Below are 15,910 nucleotides of genomic sequence, written 5' to 3'. Positions count from 1 at the left end.
GGTTCCGGTCGCCTACTTGCGGACGGTGTCGCGCAGGTCGAGGTCGTCGATCCGGTCCTGGATCGCGGCGAGCCGGTCCGGGCAGTACACCGAGAGCACGATCGCCTCGGCCTGCACCGTCTCGCGGTCGGACAGCACCGGGCGCTGGCCGGGCCCGCCGGCGCCGTTGGACATCCCCTCCTTCCACTGCGCCTGGTTGAGCGCGCCCGCCGGGTCGGCGCAGACCGCGCCGCCGTCCTCGCCGAGGGTGTGGGTGATCTGGTCCTGGGTGGGTACCGGGTAGCCGGCCGCGCTCAGCCGGTCGGAGAGCTGCCGGGCCTTCTGCGCGGCCAGGTCGGTGGCGTGCAGCTGGGAGAACGACAGCAGGCCGGTGATCAGCATCGCGACCAGCAGGGCGATCGAGCCGAGGTAGATCCAGCGGTGCCGGGAGGCCATCAGGCTCCTGCTCATGCCGCACCGCCCAGCTCGGCCGCCTCCTGGGCGGCCACTTCGGCGGCCGCGTCGGGGGAGCGCCAACTCGGCTTGCGCAGCCGCAGGAAGAGGAACGGGACGAGCAGTCCGAGGACCAGCAGGCCGCCGCCGACGATCCCGATGTACGACCAGACGCTGCCGCTGCCGAACTGCGAGGACGGCACGAAGCCGATCCCCATCGCGGCGGCCGAGGCGAGCAGGCCGATCACGCAGATCGGCACCAGGGCCGGGGCCCGGTAGCCGCGCGGGTGGTCCGGCTGGGTGCGGCGCAGCCGGATCGCGGCGGTGAACATCAGCAGGTAGACGATCAGGTACACCTGGGTGGTGATCACCGAGAAGATCCAGTAGGCGCTGGAGACGTTCGGGATCAGCGCGTACAGCAGGGCGATCGCGGTGGTCACCACGCCCTGGGAGACCAGCAGGTTCTGCTGGACGCCCTCCCGGTTGAGCCGCTGCAGGAACGGCGGCAGGTAGCCCTCCTGGCGGGAGATCATCAGCAGGCCCTTGGACGGCCCGGCCAGCCAGGTCAGCATGCCGCCGAGCGAGGCGGCGATCAGCGCCACCGCGATGACCGGGGTGAGCCAGCCGATGTCGAAGTACTGGAAGAAGGCGTCGAAGGCCTGCATCACCCCGGCGGTCAGGCTCAGTTCGGCGGAGGGCACCACCCAGCTGATCGCCAGCGCGGGCAGGATGAAGATCGCCAGCACCAGGCCGGCCGCGGTGAACATCGAGCGCGGGAACTCCCGGGCCGGGTCGCGCAGCGAGGAGACGTGCACCGCGTTCATCTCCATCCCGGAGTACGCCAGGAAGTTGTTGACGATCAGCACCAGGCTGGCCAGGCCGGTCCACTGCGGGAAGAGGTGGCCGGCGTCCATCGGGGCGGCCGAGGAGTTGCCCTCGCCGAGGAAGACGAAGCCGAGCACCACCAGCAGGGTGCCGGGGACGAGGGTGCCGATCACCAGGCCCATCGAGGACAGCCCGGCCACCGCCTTCGTCCCGCGTGAGGAGACCCAGACGCCGGTCCAGTACAGCACCATGATCACGACCGCGGTGTACGGACCGTTGCTGGCCAGCCGGGGGTTCACCACGTACGCGATGGTCGAGGCCACGTACGCCAGCAGCGACGGGTAGTAGAAGATCGTCATCGCGAACTGGCACCAGACGGCCAGGAAGCCGAGCGGCTTCGACAGGCCCTCCGAGACCCAGCGGTAGACGCCGCCGTCCCAGCCGGAGGCCAGCTCGGCGGAGACCAGCGCGGTCGGCAGCAGGAACACCACCGCCGGGACGAGGTAGAGGAAGACGCAGGCCAGGCCGTAGACCGCCATGGTCGGGGCGGAGCGCAGGCTGGCCACCGAGCTGGTGGTCATCAGGGCGAGCGTGATCCAGGACATCCGCGGGGCGGCGGCCAGCCGGCTGGCGACCGAGCCGGTGCGCTCCCGGGTGGCGGGGGTGGTCGGGGCGGTGGGGGTGGCGGGGGCGGTGGGGGCGGCCTCGCCGCCGGGGCCGGGTGGGGGCGCGCCGGTGGAACTCATCGGTCCTCCTCCGGTACGGCTCCGGTGCGACCCCGGTGCGGCCTCGGTCGGCTGCGCGGGGGTCGCCGGGAGGGCCCCGGGGCGGGCCGTACCCGGTCAGTTCACCCGGTTGCCGCGTCGGCCGCATGCGGCGTGCGGCCGTGCGGGTGAGCGGTGCTCGGCCCTGGGCGGACGTCGGCGTGGCGGCGGGCCGGGCGGGTGAGGAGCGCTCAGCTCTGGGCGGAGGCGGAGGTCGGCGTGGCGGCGGAGGCCGGCGTGGCGGCGGGCCAGACCGCGCGGCGCAGGGTGCGGCTCGCGGTGGCGGGCAGCAGGGCGGCGGCGAGCACACCGGCGATCGAGGCCAGGGCGGCGGCGGGGGAGAGGTGGTCCAGCAGCAGACCGGCGGCGAAGGTCCCGGCCGGCATCCCGGCGGTCAGCAGCGTGACGGTCGCCGCGATCACCCGGCCGCGCAGCGCGTCCGGCACCTGACGGAAGACCAGCAGGTCGAGCATCACCCGCAGGGCCGGGATGCCCGCGCCGACCACGAACAGGGCGACGAAGACGGTGACCGCCCCACCGGGCAGCAGCGGCGCCAGCGGCACCGGCACGGCGGTCCAGGCGACGACCAGCAGCAGCACGCCGGGGCCGGCCAGCCGGTGCAGCCGGGAGACCAGGGCCGCCCCGGCCAGCGCCCCGACCGCCTCGCCGGTCAGCGCCAGACCGATCGCGCCGCTGCCGGTGCCGTGTTCGCGCAGCAGCACCATCACGGGCAGCAGCAGGGCCGCCCCGGTCAGGTTGATCACCAGCAGCACGGCCAGCGCGGGGCGCAGCAGCGGGGAGGCGGCGAGGACGCGGAAGCCGGCCAGCGCGCCGCCCCGCTCGCCCCTCTGCGGCGCGGCCGGGCTGGGGAAGCGCACCACCAGGGCGGACACCAGCGAGACCAGCGAGGCGACCGCGGCGCCGAGGAAGGGCACCGAGCGGCCGAGCCCGAACAGGAACCCGGCCAGCGGCGGACCGGCCAGCGAGGCGCCGCTCATCCGTGCCTCGTCCTGGGCGAGCGCCTGCGGCAGCTGCTCCGGCGTGACCACCGAACGCAGCGCCAGCAGCCGGATCGGGCCGGTGTAGGCGGCGGTCGCGCCGATCACGGCGGCGACCAGCAGCAGGTGGACCAGGGACGGCGGGCCGAAGGCGAGGGCGGCGGGGACGCTGGCGAGGGCCAGCAGCCTGGCCGTGTCGGCGACGAGCAGCACCCGGCGGCGGTCCCGCCGGTCGGCGAGCGAGCCGCCGTGGACACCGAGCAGCAGGGTGGTGGCCATCTCCACCGCGCCGAAGGCGCCGGCGGCGGTGGCGGAGCCGGTGAGCGCGAGGACCAGCAGCGGGAAGGCGGTGTCACCGATCCGCATGCCGAGGGTCGCGCAGGACTGGCCGATCCACAGGGCCTGGAACCGCAGGTTGCGCCGCAGCGGTACGGGCGGTGGCGGGGTGTCGGTCGGCCCGGGGGGCGGCTCGGGGGTCGGCCCAGGGGCCGGCCGTACCTGCTCGACCGTCGTGGTGGTGTGCTCCGTCATGATCCCGCCCCCATCGTTCGCGCTCTCCGTCATCGTTCACGCTGTCGTGAATGGTGGCGTACAAGTGAGTGCTTGCGCAAGGGTGAGTGGTGGCGCAAGAGTGAGCGCTCACCCGGGCATGATTGCGTCCGCGGTGACCGATCTGTCAGGGTGGGCCCGTGGCCGAGCACGAACGGGAACCCGCCGACGGGGACGAGCAGCCCGCCACCTGGGTGAAGGAACGCCAGGTGGGCGACGTCGCGGTGCTCAAGGCGCTGGCCGACCCGCTGCGCCTCGCCATCCTCGGCGCTCTGAAGACCTCCGAGGACCGCCCGCGGACCGCCAAGGAGCTCGCCGTCGAGCTCGGCGAACCGCAGACCAAGCTCTACCGGCACATCAAGCAACTGGAGAAGGCCGGGCTGATCCTGGTCGCCGGCACCCGGCTGGTCTCCGGCATCGTGGAGAGCCGCTACCAGGTCGCCCAGGACTCGATCCGGCTCGCCCCGGAGATGTTCACCACCGACTCCCCGGTCCGCTCCGAGGCGTACGGCGCCATGCTGGCCGCGATGGACCGGGTCCGCGGCGACTTCCGCGGCCACGCGGTCGGCGGGCGGCTGGACTTCGGCCGCTCCCCGGAGGGCGCGGGCGCCCCGTCCGGCCTGTTCGCGGACTTCGCGCTGCGGCTCGCCCCGGCGCGACTGGCCCGACTGCAGTCCCAACTGAAGGAACTGCTGGACGAGTTGACCGCGGAAGGCCCGAGCACGGCCGACGACGCCGTGGACGTGACCCTCTTCACCCTGCTCTACGGTCTCCGCGCGGGCACGGAACCGGGCACGGAACGATAAATTCCGGGCCGACTGTCGGTGCGGTGGGACAGCATGTCGGGCATGTCGTATGAACTCCGAGCGCTGATAGGCATGGTGGAGCTGCTGACGGTGGCGGCGGCGGAAGTGCCGGCGGCCCGGGTGGTGCCGCTGACGCAGGGGCTGGCACTGATCCCGGCCACCTCCGCCGTGCTGTCCGCGCTCCAGGGCGACGCCGCCGTGCCCAAGCCCGGCGGCGGGGCGGGATTCGGCTGGCATCCGGACGGCTTCGAACTCCGGCTCGCCGCCTGGTCCAAGGCCGGTCCGATCGCCTGCGTCGAGGCCGAGTACTTCGGCGGCACCGGCACCCAGCGCGCCGCCGTCTGGTCGGACGGCCGGGTCGTCCTGGGCCCGCTGGGCAGCGCGGAGTCCGAGCCGGTACCGGCCGAGGGCACCCCGATCTCCCGGGCCCTGCGGTGGCTCGGCGGACTGGTCGAACCGGGGCGGACGGACGAGTTCGCCTCGGTCGGGCTGGGTGCGCACCGCAGCACCGCCGACTGGGCGGCGGGCTGAACCGCTGCCGCAGGCCGGCGTACGGCCCGCCGGCGTACGGCCCGCGGTCCGACCGTGCACAGCGTGACGAACTCCCGTGCCACGAAGCACCGCGTGACGACGCGCCGCCGTTCGGCGTACCTGCGGTGGCTGCCTCCGGGTGGCGACCGCACGGTGTGAGTCAGGCGATCTCGCCTGACTCGTACCGAGAGGAAGCAGTACCCATGCGTGCCACCCGGATGGCCGCCGCGCTGACCGCAGCCCTCGCGCTGACCATGGTCGCCACGGCGTCCGCCACCGCCGCCGGCAACGGAAGCGCGGCCCCCCGTACCACCGTCCCGGCCTCAGTCGCCGCCGCCGTCCCGGTCCTCCCGGCCGACGACCCGGCGCTGCCCACGGTCCCCGGCGCCCCCGCCGTGCCCGCGCTGCCCACGGTCCCCGGCGCCCCGACGCTCCCCACCCTGCCGACCCTGCCCACCGTCCCGGCCACGCCGGACCCGAGCGCGGCCCTCGGGGCGCTCGGCGACGTCGTCAACCTGATCACCGGCCTGGTCTCGTCGGTGACCTCCGCCGTCCCCGACCTCGGCGCCGTCCAGCAGCTGGTCTCCTCCCTGCAGGGCATCGTGCAGAACCTGCTCGGCCAGCTCCCGACGACCGTGCCGCCGCTGCCCGCCGTCCCGGGCGCGGCTGCCGTCCCGGCCTCGCCCGAGCTCCCCGGCTCCGCACCCGCGGACCTCCAGGAGCAGCTCGACACCCTGCGCGACCAGGCGCGGGCCCTGGCCTCCGTCCCCCACTCCCACCCGGCCGCCGGCTGACCGGACGTCCACCGGTCGCACCGACGCGAACGGCCCCGCCCCCGAACCCGGGAGCGGGGCCGTGCCGTCCTGTCCCCGCGGAACGGGGGCGGCGGTCGACTAGCGGTAGTTCACGTACTGGATCGCGAAGTCCAGGTCCTTGCCCTTGAGCAGCGCCTGGACGGTCTGGAGGTCGTCGCGGCTCTTGGAGCTGACCCGCAGCTCGTCACCCTGGACCTGGGCCTTGACGCCCTTCGGGCCCTCGTCCCGGATGATCTTCGCGACCTTCTTGGCATCCTCCGTGGTGATGCCCTCCTTGATGTCCGCGAAGATCTTGTACTCCTTGCCGGACAGCTGCGGCTCGCCGGGGGTCAGCGCCTTCAGCGAGAGGCCGCGCTTGACGAACTTCGTCTGCAGCACGTCCAGGATCGCCCGCACGCGCTCTTCGCCGTTGGCCTTCATCTCGATCTTCTCGCCGGAGCGGCTGATCTCGCCGCCCACGCCCTTGAAGTCGAAGCGGGTGGCGATCTCGCGGGAGGTCTGGTTGATCGCGTTGTCGACCTCCTGCCACTCGACCTTCGAGACGATGTCGAAACTGGAGTCGGCCATGGGTGTTGGTCTCCTTGATGCTCTGGCTTCACTGACACGGCCCGCCCCACCGGAGCGCCCGCGGCCCAAGCCTATCCAGCGTCACCCCGGCCCCGCCCGTGACCGCCGCGCGGCGCTTCCCCGTCGTCACGTGATCTATCGAGTGGCGGAGCACCCCGTGGGATCGGGTATGGTTTACCAAGTCGAACGGGGCGCGAGCCTCGGGAAACACGAATCCTGGCTGGTTGCCCGAGCGGCCAAAGGGAGCAGACTGTAAATCTGTCGCGCAAGCTACGCAGGTTCGAACCCTGCACCAGCCACAGGATAGAGAACAGCCCCTGATCTGCGGAAACGCAGATCAGGGGCTGTTTCGTTGTATTCGAACGCCGGTCACGCCGGATGGTCGTTTTGCGTGGTTTGTCTCACCTCGTTTCGCCCGAATCCCAGTCCTGACCAGCGGTTCCGGACCAGGGGCGGACCAGAATCACGAACCCTCGGTCGCCGGCGGCCGTTCGGTCCGCCGCTGGAGGCGCTCGGCGATCAGCCGGTTGGCGTGGTCCTCGTCGCCGTGGATGCACTTCGCGTAGACCCGCAGCAGGACGGCGATGCTGTGCCCCGCACGCCGGGCACACTCCGCCGGCGCCACCCCGGACGCCAGCCAGAGCGAGATGCCCGCGTGCCGGGCGTCGTACGGGCGCTTGGCGAGCGGGGTGGCCCGCTCGTCCTCGCTGAACACCTCGGCCCGCGCGGCGGCCCAGACAACGCCGTACCCGCTCTCCTGCACCATGCCGTCCCGGAAGGTCCGGAACAGCCGGCCGTCCGGTGCGGTGCCGTGCTGCTCGATGTGCTCCCGCAGCAGCTTCACCAGCTCGGGCGGGATCGGCACCGGCCGGGTGGCCGTCTCGGCCCGGTGCTTGAGGCCCCGCGGGTCGTGGGACTCCCCGCTGTCCGTCCAGGAGGACCCGACGCGGGGGCTGTTCCCGTTGAGGTTGAGCTTCCCCCAGCCCTCCGCCGGTAGCACGCACCGGTCCTTGCGGAGGTGCACCACCTCGCCCGGGCGCATCCCCGCGTAGTACATGCACCCGAAGAACGCCACGAGCCGCGGTCCGCGCCGCCCCTGCCGGCCAACCGCCTCCAGCATCGCCGCGGCCTGCTCTGGGCTCATGACGTACTCCGGGTCGAGCTCCTCCTCGGCCCGGGGCGGCTGCCACTGCACGGACGGCAGCGGGTTGGTGGTCAGCAGGCCGTCCTCGACGGCCCGGTCCACGACGTGGCCCAGGATCCGGCGCTTCCGGAGCGTCGTCGAGGCGGCGGCCCGGGTGCCGTCCAGCTTCACCGAGATGGCGGCGAGCAGGCGCCGGACCATCTTCGGCTCCTCCAGGGCCGAGACGTTCACGGAGTTCCGCGCGATCCACGAGAGCGCCTTGGCGACCTCGGCCGGCGGCTCCTCGTCCCACTGGTTCACGTTGAAGGCCCAGCCGTACAGCGCGCGCCTCACGACCCGCTTGTCCGGCATCCCGGCCTTGCTCGCGACCAGCTCGAACGTGACGCTCGCCAGCGCGTCGGCCCACGTCGTCCGGGTCTTCGCCGGGGCGCCGTCCCAACGGGCCTCGACGTAGTTCCGGCCGTGCTGGTACCAGGTGACGGCGTTCTCCTCCTCCCGGAGCTTGCGCAGCTCCGAGAGGGGGAGGCCCGTCTCCGTGTCGAAGGGCTCGTGCGAGGCCGCCGCCACGAGCAGTACGGCCTTCCGGCCGTCGGCCTGGGTCTTCGTGAGGTAGGACTCGGAGAACTCCAGGCCGTTCACGGTCCACCGCACCTGCCAGGGCGTTCGCCGGTCGGGCCGGTGGCGGTGCTCCCAGAACTTGACCTTGTAGGAGGTGGCCATCAGGCGGCCACCTCGCGCGCCGCCCACCAGGCGTCCAGGTCGGCGCGGCTCACCCGGAGCTGCCCGTTCGGCAGCTTGATGAGCTTCGGGGCCTCGCCGCGGGCGCGCATCCGGTAGAACGCGGCACGGGACATGTCGATCTCTTCGAGTACAGCAGGGAGCCTCAGGTACTCCGGCTTGGGCATGCAGTCATCTCCGTTTGCGGGTACGGATCGTGGTTGCGGTGAGTGATGGCCCCTGTGTATGGACGGGGATTGGGGCCGGAAAGTGTCAGGGAAGTCAGGGCAAACCGTTGACCTGCGGATTTGGCTCCTGGCAAGGCGTCAGGGATTGTCAGGGATGTCAGGGAAAGCCAGGGCAGGCCGCTATTTCCCTGGCATCCCTGACAATCCCTGACGCCGTGTCCGGGGTCGTTTGGGCTGGTCAGGGCTTTGTCCTGACATCCCTGACGGTTACCGGGCTTCCTCTCCGTCCACGGGGGTTCCGATGGAGGGGTGGACACGGTAGGTGACGGCCTGCGGTCGCCCTCGCTGGCCGGTAGGGCCGACCTGGTCGGAGCGGAGGAAGCCATGCTGTTCGAGCAGGTTCAGGGCGGGCTCGACGTCGGCGACCTTCTTGAAGCGGCGGCTGCTGGCGACGGCGTCGTGGGCCTTGATGTGGGTGCGGTGGGTGCCGTCCTTCTTCGGCCGCTGGAGCCACTGGAGGAGGGCGTGGGCGTCCTCGGTGGCGGGGTCGGCGGCGATGAGGTCGAAGACCGCGAGGGTGTGGGCGGTGTAGTACTCGGCGATCTCGGCAGCGCGGTCGACGGTGCTGGCCTCGACGGGCGCCCGCCAGTCCCCGGCGACGTGGTCGGCGAGGTGGAGGAGGACCGCGATCCGGGCGATGTGGCCGACGAGCTTGCCAGCCCAGTCCTTGATGTGGGCGAGCGGCTCGTCCGGGCGGAGCTGGACCTCGAACTTCTCCTGGAGCTTCTCGACGGCGAGGTCGGCGGCCTCGGTCAGCTTCACGGTGACCGGCTCGTCCAGCGCGGTGAGGGCGCGAAGCAGCGCTGACAGGCGGACGTCGTAGGTGGTGGCGACCGGCTCCGGGATGGGCGTGGTGCGGATCTTGCGGTAGCCGAGGTTGGACGGCGGGAGCGAGTACAGGAAGCGGGCGAGCAGGCCGCGGTCCCGGGCACCGGGGGCGGCGCCGAGCTCCTGGAGGACGGCGGGTTGCGGGGTGACACCGATGGTGAGCGCGGGCTTGTCGACGGTGGGCTGCTCGCGGGTGATCCGGTCGGCCTGGAGCCGCTCGCCCTTGTGGGCCTGGAGGAAGACCCCGAGGTTGGGCTTGCTGCTGTAGCGGCCCACGATGCTGTCGAACAGGTCGCCCTCGGGCGAGAGCGCGGCGAGGCAGCGGTGGACGCCGAGTTGGTGGGTGACGGTCTCGGGGGTGATGTCCCCGGACAGGGTCAGCCGCGGGCTCGGCGGGACGACGATCTCGTCGGCGAGCATCCGGGCGGCGGAGATCTCGGCCACCAGGTGCGCGCGGTCGAGGTCGGGGTTCTTGCGGGCCTTGGCCATGAGCGCCTCGACCTCGGCCAGCGCGGCGTCCTTGGCGGTCTCGGCCTCGATGATCCGAGCCCGGGCCTCGGCCCGCAGCTCGTCCTCGACCCGGTAGACGGGGCCGGTCAGCAGCGCGAACACGTCGGACTTCCGGCTGGCCGGCGGCATCGCGCAGACCAGGTAGAGGTTCGACTGCTCGCGCCAGCCGGGCCGGATCTCCACGTTCACCCGCCCGCCAGCGGCGGTGGCCAGGGCGGCCAGGGACATGGTGGCGGCCATGTCGGCCGGGGTCTGGGTGAACTCCGCCACCGCCTCCACGTACGCGCCGACCCACCCGGGCAGGGCGCGGACGGGGAAGGTCGGCAGAGCGCCGTGCGAGCCGAGCGGGACGGGGTCGAGCCAGATCTCGCCGGAGGCGAGGTCCGCGAGCACGGACAGGGCGGCGGTGCGGACGGCGTCCAGGGCTTCCTGGTCCTCGCCCGCCATGGCCATGTGGGCTAGGCGGCTGGTCGCGGTGCCGATGCGGCGACGCTCGGCGGCGATGCGCACGATCTCGGCGTAGTAGTCGCCGTTCGCGGCGGTGGGCGTGGCCTCGACGCAGGTGTGCAGGTAGCCAGGCCCGCCGACGCGGCCCAGGTCGCCCTGGGCGCGCAGGACGCCGGCCAGCAGCACCGGGTCGACCGGTCGCTCGCCGTCGGCCATGCGGATGACGGCGCGCCAGATCGTCTCGTGCGCCGGGTGGTAGAACGCGCTCGGGTCGCCCAGCTGGGCGGCGAGCGCCGGGATCTGGGCCGGGTCGAGCAGGGCGGCGCCGATGACGGCCTGCTCGGCCGCCTTGACCTCGGCGGGCTCGGGCCGGAACGGGATCACATTCGGGGCGTACTCGGTCACCGCTCGTCCTCCGTGGGGAGCTGGTGGTGGTCGAGCCAGGCGAACGCGGAGGTGGTCTGGGCGCGGTTGTAGACCTCGATGGCGGCCTCGGGGACGCTGCCGGGGTAGACCCGGGGGCCGACGAGGCTGGCGTACAGGCGAATGCCGTGGTGCACACAGGCCTTGGCCGCGTCGCCATAGCGGTCGACGACGGTCACGGCGTCACGCGGGCCCTCGCAGGGGCTGGCGTCTTCGAGGTGGGCGGCCTCGCAACGGGGCTGCGGCGAGGTGGTGTTTCCGGGCATGCTGGAGTCCTCTGGTCTCTGAGAGGGGATCGGACCGGCCCCGCAGCAACCGCATGTCACCCGGCAAGGTCAGGTGGTTGCTGCGGGGTTTCGTGCTGTGGTGGTCAGTCGTCTTCGGGGCCGCAGAGGCAGTACTCGGGGGTGGCGCCCTGGCCGATCTGGCAGGCGCAGTAGATGAGTCCGAGCGGGGTTTCGACGGGCTCGCCGCCGGTGCAGTGGTCGCACTCGCCCGGCGCCCAGTCAGCGGCGTCGAGCTCGTCGTAGTCGTCGTACACAGTGATGCCTTTCATCGGGAAGCGCGGTCGGACGGCCGTTTCGGGGGGCCGCATCGTCGGGCTGAGGAGGTGTCGATCGGAGGGGGTAGGGCGGTAGGTAGGGGCCGGTAGGGAGGGCGGTAGGCATGCGCTGACCTGCGGTTCCTACCGCCCTACCGCCGCCCGAGAGGGGCAGCGGAAGCGGGCGGGGGAGAGGGGTCAGGCGGCGTCCTGGACGACCGCGGGGACGGTGCCCGGGGCGGTCTCGGGGAGGGCGTCTACGGCCACCGCGAGGCGGTTGCGCTGGCGGCCGTTGAAGGTGAGCTTCTTGCCCTCGACGAGGGCCACCCCCAGGCCCTCCAGGTGGGCCCTCAGGTCGGGCACCTGCCAGCCGTCGAAGAGGCCCCTTGTCTGGCCCTCCTCCAGGACCTGGGAGAGGTGGGCGGCGGTGCCCTGGTCGGACATCTGGGCGACGTACCGGATCAGCGCGTACAGGTCGTCGGCGGCGGGGGCGTCCTGGAGCTCGTCGTCCTGGTCGGCATCGGTCTGCTCGCCGGACGTGGGCTGGGCGCCGGCCTTCGCCTTCTTCGACTTGTCGGCGTCGGTCGTCGCAAGCTCGGCGGCGGCCTCGGTGTTGCCGACCACGACCGCCACGACCACCCAGAGGACGAGCAGGATTGTGATCGTGGTCGGCGCGTACCGGGCGACGGGCCGGGCCAGCACGGGGGAGAGGAACGCGAGAAGTCCGACTGCTCCCCCGAGCTGCTGCTTGGTCACCTTCACCTTCGCGGCGTGGGGTCGGAGGGCACGGATGATCAGGCGGTTGCCCAGGCCGAGAGCGGTGACCGACACGCCTGCGAGGTACTGGCTGGGCTTCATCAGGCGCCCACCAGGCCCTTGATGACGGAGCCGATCACGGTGAGCGGGAGCGCCCAGATCCCGCCAGCGGCGGCATAGACGGACGGCACGGTCGCACCGAGCACCGAGTCCTTGATGGGGGCGGGCTTGGTGCCGAACAGGAACAGGGTCAGGATCGCGGCCACCGCGCCGGCGCCGACGTTGCCGAACGCGGCGCTCTGGGAGGTGAAGGCGTGGGTGAGGGCCTCGCCGACCTGGCCCGGCGCGCTGAACGCCTGTCCGGCCCCGGCGGCGAAGATGCCGAAGCAGATCATCAGCCAGGCGGTGTGCTCGTCCTTGTGCTTCTTCGCCAGCTTCCCCTGCTTCTCGGCCTTGCGGCTGCCGAGGATGATCCACACGGCAATGGCCAGGCAGAGACCGCCGGAGCCGAACGAGCCGAGCAACTGGGTGTCCATGGTGTCGATCTCCTGCGGTCAGTGGTGGGAGGAGGAGAGGAGGGTGATCAACGGGGCCAGGCCGAGGGCGCCGACCAGGGCGGAGGCGAACGGCACCCGCAGGAGGATCAAGATGGTGAGGCCGGGGAAGCCGCGGACCTCGGAGACCCGGACGTGGCCCCAGCCGCGCATGCGCAGGTCGATGAGCCAGGCGCCGCCCGCCGCGAGCGCGGCGACCGACAGGGGCACGTGAGCGGCCAGCTGGACGGCGCCCATCTGGTAGCCGAGCACGGCGGAGGTGGTGGTGAGGATGCACCAGCGGCGGAACCGGCGGGCACGCTCGGACTGGGGCTGACGCCACAGCACGGAGGCCCGGCGCTCCTGGACGAGCTGCTCGGCGCGGTGGCGGTCCTCGCGCTCGTCGGGGGTCTCCCCCCGCTGCCGGTAGGCCTCCTCGCGGTCCCTGCGGGCGCGTTCGGCCTGTTCCTCGGGCGTCTGGCTGATCAGCAGGCGCAGGCTCTCGGCGACGGTCCGCAGGTCGTACCGCTCCGGGTCGGCCTCGGCCTCGGGATGGTCCTGGCCGCCGTCCTCGACGGCCTGGTCCTCGAAGTCGTTGGCGGGTTCGGCAGGTTCGGTCTTGCGGAGGTCGACGGACGTGGGCTCGGCCGCAGGGCGCCGGGGGTTCCACGGCCCGCTCTTGCGCCACCACTCGACAGCCGGCTCAGGCTCGGGCGCGGCGTCGGGCATGCCGACGGTGGGCGGGGCGGTCGGGGGCGGGGGGATCGTCATCGGTTCTCCTCCCGACGGAGGAGCCACACGGCGATGCCGGCACCGACCGCGAGGATCGGGTAGAGCAGGCTCAGGAGCCAGTCCATGGTCAGTTCTCCAGGTAGGGGCCCGGCCGGGGAGGCCGGGCCCGGGGGAGTGTCAGGAGGAGCGCCACCAGGCGCGGACGGGGTTGGCCTCCAGCGCCGTGGTGCGGCGGTTCTTGGAGTCCATGGCGGCGTGGCCCGCGCGGTCGGCGGCGCGCACGGCCTTTGCCCGGCGCTGCTGGCCGGACTGCGGGGGCTGGCCGACGGGCTGGGCGGGCTGCTTCTTGCCGAAGCCGAGCATCAGGCGCCCTCCCCGATCCGTCCGACCAGCACGAACGGCTCACCGTCCAGCTCGCAGATCGCGTGGAACTCGGCGGCGTATCGGCCGTCGACGGAAGCGTCGGTGACCGTCAGGCGGTGGCACCAGTCCTCGCGGGGCAGGCCGGCGACCTCATCGATCGTCACCGGCTCGGCGAGGCGGTAGGCGATACCGCCGTGGTCGAGGCGGGCGATGCCCAGGCCGGGCACGGTGCGGGTGGTGTTCACCGGGCACCGCCCGGCTTGCCGACCTGGACGGTCAGCACACGGTCGGCGCCGGCGGCGGCGCGGGCCTTGTCCTCGGGGGTGATCGGGGGAATGGGCGGCGCGATCATGGTCAGGGCCATGACAGGAATCTCCTTGCTGAGAACCGGTAGAGCGGTCAGCTCCTGTGCCGGTCAGGCGGTCAGCGCGGTGGGGGTGTAGCCGGAGGCGAGCAGCTCGCCAGCCTCGGTGCGGCGCGTCGAGGCGGTGGCCGGAGAGACATCGAGGGCTTCGACGATGGTCTTGAGCTCGACGGCCTCGGGGTTGCCGCCGGCCGCGAGGATCATGCGGGCGACGCGGCGGGTGGCGCGGGCAGCGGGGGTCAGCTTCGCCGCATCCTCGGCTTCAACCGTGCGCAGCTCGGTTTCAGCGGCGCGCTGGCGGGCTTCAGCAGCACGCAGCCGGGCTGCGTCGGTGGCCTCCTCGGCGTCCGCCTGGACGAGCTTGGCGGCGGCCGAGTCGCGCTCGGCTTCGGCTGCGCGGCGGCCCGCTTCAGCAGCGGCCTCCTCCGTTTCAGCGGCAGCCTTGGCCGTTTCAGCCGCACTCAGGCGAGCGGCCTGCGTGGCCTCCTCGTCCTCGGCTCGGGCCCGCTCGACGGCCGCCGCCTCACGGTCCGTTTCAGCGGCACGGCGCCGCGTTTCAGCGGCGGCCTGCTCCGTTTCGGCGGCGGTGCGGTCGGTTTCAGCGGCACGTCGGCGGGCCTCGGCGGCGTCCTGCTCGGCAGCCGCGGCGGCCAGTTCTTCCGTCGCCTGATCAAGCCGTTCGGCGGCCTCCGCCTCCCGGCCGGCGGCGAGCGTGCGGGCTTGGGCCTGGGCCCGGGCGGCGGCGGTCTCGGCACCGACCTCGTACCCGGCCGCCTCGATGCGGCCAGCCGTGCGCAGGCTGGAGATCTGGGCGTTGGCGGTCCGGGCCTCGGAGCGGGCGGTGACCTCGGCCTCGAAAGCGGCCGTGCGCTCGTCCCGCAGCCGGGCGCGCTCCTCGGCCTCGATCGGCAGGGCCAGGGCCTCGTCCACGCTCAGTCCGAAGCGCTCCATCGTCAGGGGAAGGCGCTGGTCAGCGGGAGCCTTGCGCCAGTCACCGTCATGCTCGCGCTCCAACATCACCCGGTAGACAAGGCGTTCGCGCTCCAGCTCGACCGCCCGGTCGTAGGAGGCGATGCCGTTCAGGCGCATCCGCCGGTACATCCGAAAGGACGGCCAGGGAGCGAGGATCCAGCGGTGCAGTGGCACGCCGTCGTGCTGGTGGCCGGCCTCGATGCGGGTGATCCGGATGACCAGGCGCCGCCCGGCCTCGACCACCGCGACGAACATGATCGGAATGACGGCGTGCATCGCGGTGCCGGTCGGGTTCTTCATCAGCGGGCCGGCGGAGGCGGCGTTGAAGTAGATCGTCGCGGCGGTGAAACCGTGGGCCAGCAGGCGGAGCATCGGCCACGGGGTGCCCTTGCGGATCAGGTGCAGGTCCATGGCCAGCAGGGCCACGATCCCGGCGTCGACGCCGACCGGGAACGCGTAGCTGAAGTCCCCGAAGCTGTGTCTGAAGCCGAGCTCCTTCAGCGCGTTGTAGGAGCCGCTGAAGCCGATCAAGGCGAGCACTGAACCGCCGACCGCAGCCAGGACGGTCAACCCGAGCAGGAGCTTCTCCGGGGCTGCCACCTGCGTGGTTGAACCGGTCGGGCGCGCCGTTGAAGCGGCGCCAGCCGTGGTTGAACCGCCCTTCAGGGCGGCTGCGGTGGTCACGCGGCAACTCGCGTGACGCTTGCGGTGCGGCGGCTGCGCGTCTGCCGCCGCAGCGGCACCGGGGCGGTGCTCAGCAGGCGCTCGGCATAGGCGGCCAGCATCCGGTCCTCCCGGCGCAGGTCCGCCAGGATGTCGGCCGCAGCGTCCATCCGGGCCTCGCGCTCGACCTCGTGCTCGCCAGGCATCCCGGCGAACAGCCGGGTCCACTCCGAGTCCACACCGAGCGCCAGCTCGGCGAACTCGTCTTCATTCAGGGCCCTCTGGCCTGCAACAATCGAACTCACGGGTCTACCTCTTCCAGTAGGTGAGTAGGCCCGTGAGGGGCTGGCGCGCTCCCGGCCAAGGTTCGCGCGCCAGCCCA

The 15,910-nt window shown here is 72.6% G+C and carries 20 protein-coding genes and 1 tRNA gene; 4 read left to right on the top strand and 17 right to left on the bottom strand.

Features of this window, described 5'->3' with window-relative positions:
- Positions 1-12: 12 nt before the first annotated feature.
- From ABTZ03_RS04800 to ABTZ03_RS04790, 3 genes are all read right to left on the bottom strand, one after another.
- A complete protein-coding gene (locus tag ABTZ03_RS04800) occupies positions 13-450 on the bottom strand; it encodes a hypothetical protein (RefSeq protein WP_350511395.1) in 438 nt (145 codons plus the stop codon).
- Entirely contained in the window at positions 447-2,003 is a 1,557-nt protein-coding gene (gene gadC, locus ABTZ03_RS04795; RefSeq protein WP_502894384.1) for a glutamate/gamma-aminobutyrate antiporter GadC, read from the bottom strand. Before gadC ends, ABTZ03_RS04800 begins: the two co-directional genes overlap by 4 nt.
- A gap of 209 nt (positions 2,004-2,212) precedes the next feature.
- The gene (locus tag ABTZ03_RS04790; protein WP_350511394.1) at positions 2,213-3,550 is read right to left on the bottom strand and encodes an MFS transporter; all 1,338 of its coding nucleotides are present in this window, start codon (positions 3,548-3,550) and stop codon (positions 2,213-2,215) included.
- 158 nt (positions 3,551-3,708) lie between these two features.
- On the opposite strand from ABTZ03_RS04790, the gene ABTZ03_RS04785 reads away from it, so the two are divergent.
- From ABTZ03_RS04785 to ABTZ03_RS04775, 3 genes are all read left to right on the top strand, one after another.
- Positions 3,709-4,374, top strand: a complete 666-nt coding sequence (locus ABTZ03_RS04785) for an ArsR/SmtB family transcription factor (RefSeq protein WP_350511393.1) — start codon at positions 3,709-3,711, stop codon at positions 4,372-4,374.
- Between the two features lie 42 nt (positions 4,375-4,416).
- Positions 4,417-4,905, top strand: coding sequence for a hypothetical protein (locus ABTZ03_RS04780; protein WP_350511392.1), 489 nt, complete (start codon positions 4,417-4,419; stop codon positions 4,903-4,905).
- A 203-nt stretch (positions 4,906-5,108) separates the two neighbouring features.
- Entirely contained in the window at positions 5,109-5,699 is a 591-nt protein-coding gene (locus ABTZ03_RS04775) for a hypothetical protein (protein ID WP_350511391.1), read from the top strand.
- Positions 5,700-5,798: 99 nt separating this feature from the next.
- Here the strand turns inward: ABTZ03_RS04775 and ABTZ03_RS04770 are convergent, their stop codons facing one another.
- Positions 5,799-6,287 carry a YajQ family cyclic di-GMP-binding protein gene (locus ABTZ03_RS04770; RefSeq protein WP_350511390.1) on the bottom strand — a complete coding sequence of 163 codons (489 nt, stop codon included), beginning with the start codon at positions 6,285-6,287 and terminating at the stop codon, positions 5,799-5,801.
- A gap of 218 nt (positions 6,288-6,505) precedes the next feature.
- On the opposite strand from ABTZ03_RS04770, the gene ABTZ03_RS04765 reads away from it, so the two are divergent.
- Positions 6,506-6,586 (top strand) — tRNA-Tyr (locus ABTZ03_RS04765).
- 164 nt (positions 6,587-6,750) lie between these two features.
- On the opposite strand, the gene ABTZ03_RS04760 is transcribed toward ABTZ03_RS04765, so the two are convergent.
- From ABTZ03_RS04760 to ABTZ03_RS04700, 13 genes are all read right to left on the bottom strand, one after another.
- Entirely contained in the window at positions 6,751-8,151 is a 1,401-nt protein-coding gene (locus ABTZ03_RS04760; RefSeq protein WP_350511389.1) for a tyrosine-type recombinase/integrase, read from the bottom strand.
- Positions 8,151-8,336, bottom strand: a complete 186-nt coding sequence (locus ABTZ03_RS04755) for a helix-turn-helix transcriptional regulator (protein WP_350511388.1) — start codon at positions 8,334-8,336, stop codon at positions 8,151-8,153. The genes ABTZ03_RS04760 and ABTZ03_RS04755 overlap by 1 nt, the downstream gene beginning before the upstream one ends.
- A gap of 267 nt (positions 8,337-8,603) precedes the next feature.
- The gene (locus tag ABTZ03_RS04750; RefSeq protein WP_350511387.1) at positions 8,604-10,586 is read right to left on the bottom strand and encodes a DUF3987 domain-containing protein; all 1,983 of its coding nucleotides are present in this window, start codon (positions 10,584-10,586) and stop codon (positions 8,604-8,606) included.
- A complete protein-coding gene (locus tag ABTZ03_RS04745) occupies positions 10,583-10,870 on the bottom strand; it encodes a hypothetical protein (protein ID WP_350511386.1) in 288 nt (95 codons plus the stop codon). The genes ABTZ03_RS04750 and ABTZ03_RS04745 overlap by 4 nt, the downstream gene beginning before the upstream one ends.
- Positions 10,871-10,974: 104 nt before the next feature.
- Entirely contained in the window at positions 10,975-11,160 is a 186-nt protein-coding gene (locus tag ABTZ03_RS04740) for a hypothetical protein (protein WP_350511385.1), read from the bottom strand.
- Positions 11,161-11,343: 183 nt separating this feature from the next.
- Positions 11,344-12,003 carry a hypothetical protein gene (locus ABTZ03_RS04735; protein WP_350511384.1) on the bottom strand — a complete coding sequence of 220 codons (660 nt, stop codon included), beginning with the start codon at positions 12,001-12,003 and terminating at the stop codon, positions 11,344-11,346.
- Positions 12,003-12,437 (bottom strand): hypothetical protein, encoded by a 435-nt coding sequence (locus tag ABTZ03_RS04730; protein ID WP_350511383.1) that lies wholly within the window; start codon positions 12,435-12,437, stop codon positions 12,003-12,005. The genes ABTZ03_RS04735 and ABTZ03_RS04730 overlap by 1 nt, the downstream gene beginning before the upstream one ends.
- 18 nt (positions 12,438-12,455) lie before the next feature.
- Positions 12,456-13,205: a hypothetical protein gene (locus ABTZ03_RS04725; protein ID WP_350511382.1), complete on the bottom strand. Its 750-nt coding sequence runs from the start codon at positions 13,203-13,205 to the stop codon at positions 12,456-12,458.
- Between the two features lie 138 nt (positions 13,206-13,343).
- On the bottom strand, positions 13,344-13,529 hold the full coding sequence (locus ABTZ03_RS04720; RefSeq protein ID WP_350511381.1) for a hypothetical protein: 186 nt from the start codon (positions 13,527-13,529) through the stop codon (positions 13,344-13,346).
- Entirely contained in the window at positions 13,529-13,774 is a 246-nt protein-coding gene (locus ABTZ03_RS04715; RefSeq protein WP_350511380.1) for a hypothetical protein, read from the bottom strand. The genes ABTZ03_RS04720 and ABTZ03_RS04715 overlap by 1 nt, the downstream gene beginning before the upstream one ends.
- Positions 13,771-13,893, bottom strand: a complete 123-nt coding sequence (locus ABTZ03_RS04710) for a hypothetical protein (protein WP_350511379.1) — start codon at positions 13,891-13,893, stop codon at positions 13,771-13,773. Before ABTZ03_RS04710 ends, ABTZ03_RS04715 begins: the two co-directional genes overlap by 4 nt.
- A gap of 51 nt (positions 13,894-13,944) precedes the next feature.
- Positions 13,945-15,549 (bottom strand): DUF2637 domain-containing protein, encoded by a 1,605-nt coding sequence (locus ABTZ03_RS04705; protein WP_350511378.1) that lies wholly within the window; start codon positions 15,547-15,549, stop codon positions 13,945-13,947.
- Positions 15,546-15,833: a hypothetical protein gene (locus ABTZ03_RS04700; protein WP_350511377.1), complete on the bottom strand. Its 288-nt coding sequence runs from the start codon at positions 15,831-15,833 to the stop codon at positions 15,546-15,548. Before ABTZ03_RS04700 ends, ABTZ03_RS04705 begins: the two co-directional genes overlap by 4 nt.
- Positions 15,834-15,910: the final 77 nt, after the last annotated feature.

It is taken from the genome of Kitasatospora sp. NPDC096077 (genome assembly GCF_040303245.1).
GTDB lineage: Bacteria > Actinomycetota > Actinomycetes > Streptomycetales > Streptomycetaceae > Kitasatospora.
Note: the sequence above shows the minus strand (reverse complement) of the source record. Positions and strands in the feature narration are given on the sequence as shown.

Coding starts and splice junctions, on each gene's coding strand:
- ABTZ03_RS04710 (WP_350511379.1), bottom strand. CDS start 13,893: ATGGCCCTGACCATGATCGCGCCGCCCATTCCCCCGATCACCCCCGAG.
- ABTZ03_RS04740 (WP_350511385.1), bottom strand. CDS start 11,160: ATGAAAGGCATCACTGTGTACGACGACTACGACGAGCTCGACGCCGCT.
- ABTZ03_RS04755 (WP_350511388.1), bottom strand. CDS start 8,336: ATGCCCAAGCCGGAGTACCTGAGGCTCCCTGCTGTACTCGAAGAGATC.
- ABTZ03_RS04770 (WP_350511390.1), bottom strand. CDS start 6,287: ATGGCCGACTCCAGTTTCGACATCGTCTCGAAGGTCGAGTGGCAGGAG.
- ABTZ03_RS04725 (WP_350511382.1), bottom strand. CDS start 13,205: ATGACGATCCCCCCGCCCCCGACCGCCCCGCCCACCGTCGGCATGCCC.
- ABTZ03_RS04800 (WP_350511395.1), bottom strand. CDS start 450: ATGAGCAGGAGCCTGATGGCCTCCCGGCACCGCTGGATCTACCTCGGC.
- ABTZ03_RS04790 (WP_350511394.1), bottom strand. CDS start 3,550: ATGACGGAGCACACCACCACGACGGTCGAGCAGGTACGGCCGGCCCCT.
- gadC (WP_502894384.1), bottom strand. CDS start 2,003: ATGAGTTCCACCGGCGCGCCCCCACCCGGCCCCGGCGGCGAGGCCGCC.
- ABTZ03_RS04780 (WP_350511392.1), top strand. CDS start 4,417: ATGTCGTATGAACTCCGAGCGCTGATAGGCATGGTGGAGCTGCTGACG.
- ABTZ03_RS04775 (WP_350511391.1), top strand. CDS start 5,109: ATGCGTGCCACCCGGATGGCCGCCGCGCTGACCGCAGCCCTCGCGCTG.
- ABTZ03_RS04720 (WP_350511381.1), bottom strand. CDS start 13,529: ATGCTCGGCTTCGGCAAGAAGCAGCCCGCCCAGCCCGTCGGCCAGCCC.
- ABTZ03_RS04760 (WP_350511389.1), bottom strand. CDS start 8,151: ATGGCCACCTCCTACAAGGTCAAGTTCTGGGAGCACCGCCACCGGCCC.
- ABTZ03_RS04735 (WP_350511384.1), bottom strand. CDS start 12,003: ATGAAGCCCAGCCAGTACCTCGCAGGCGTGTCGGTCACCGCTCTCGGC.
- ABTZ03_RS04745 (WP_350511386.1), bottom strand. CDS start 10,870: ATGCCCGGAAACACCACCTCGCCGCAGCCCCGTTGCGAGGCCGCCCAC.
- ABTZ03_RS04730 (WP_350511383.1), bottom strand. CDS start 12,437: ATGGACACCCAGTTGCTCGGCTCGTTCGGCTCCGGCGGTCTCTGCCTG.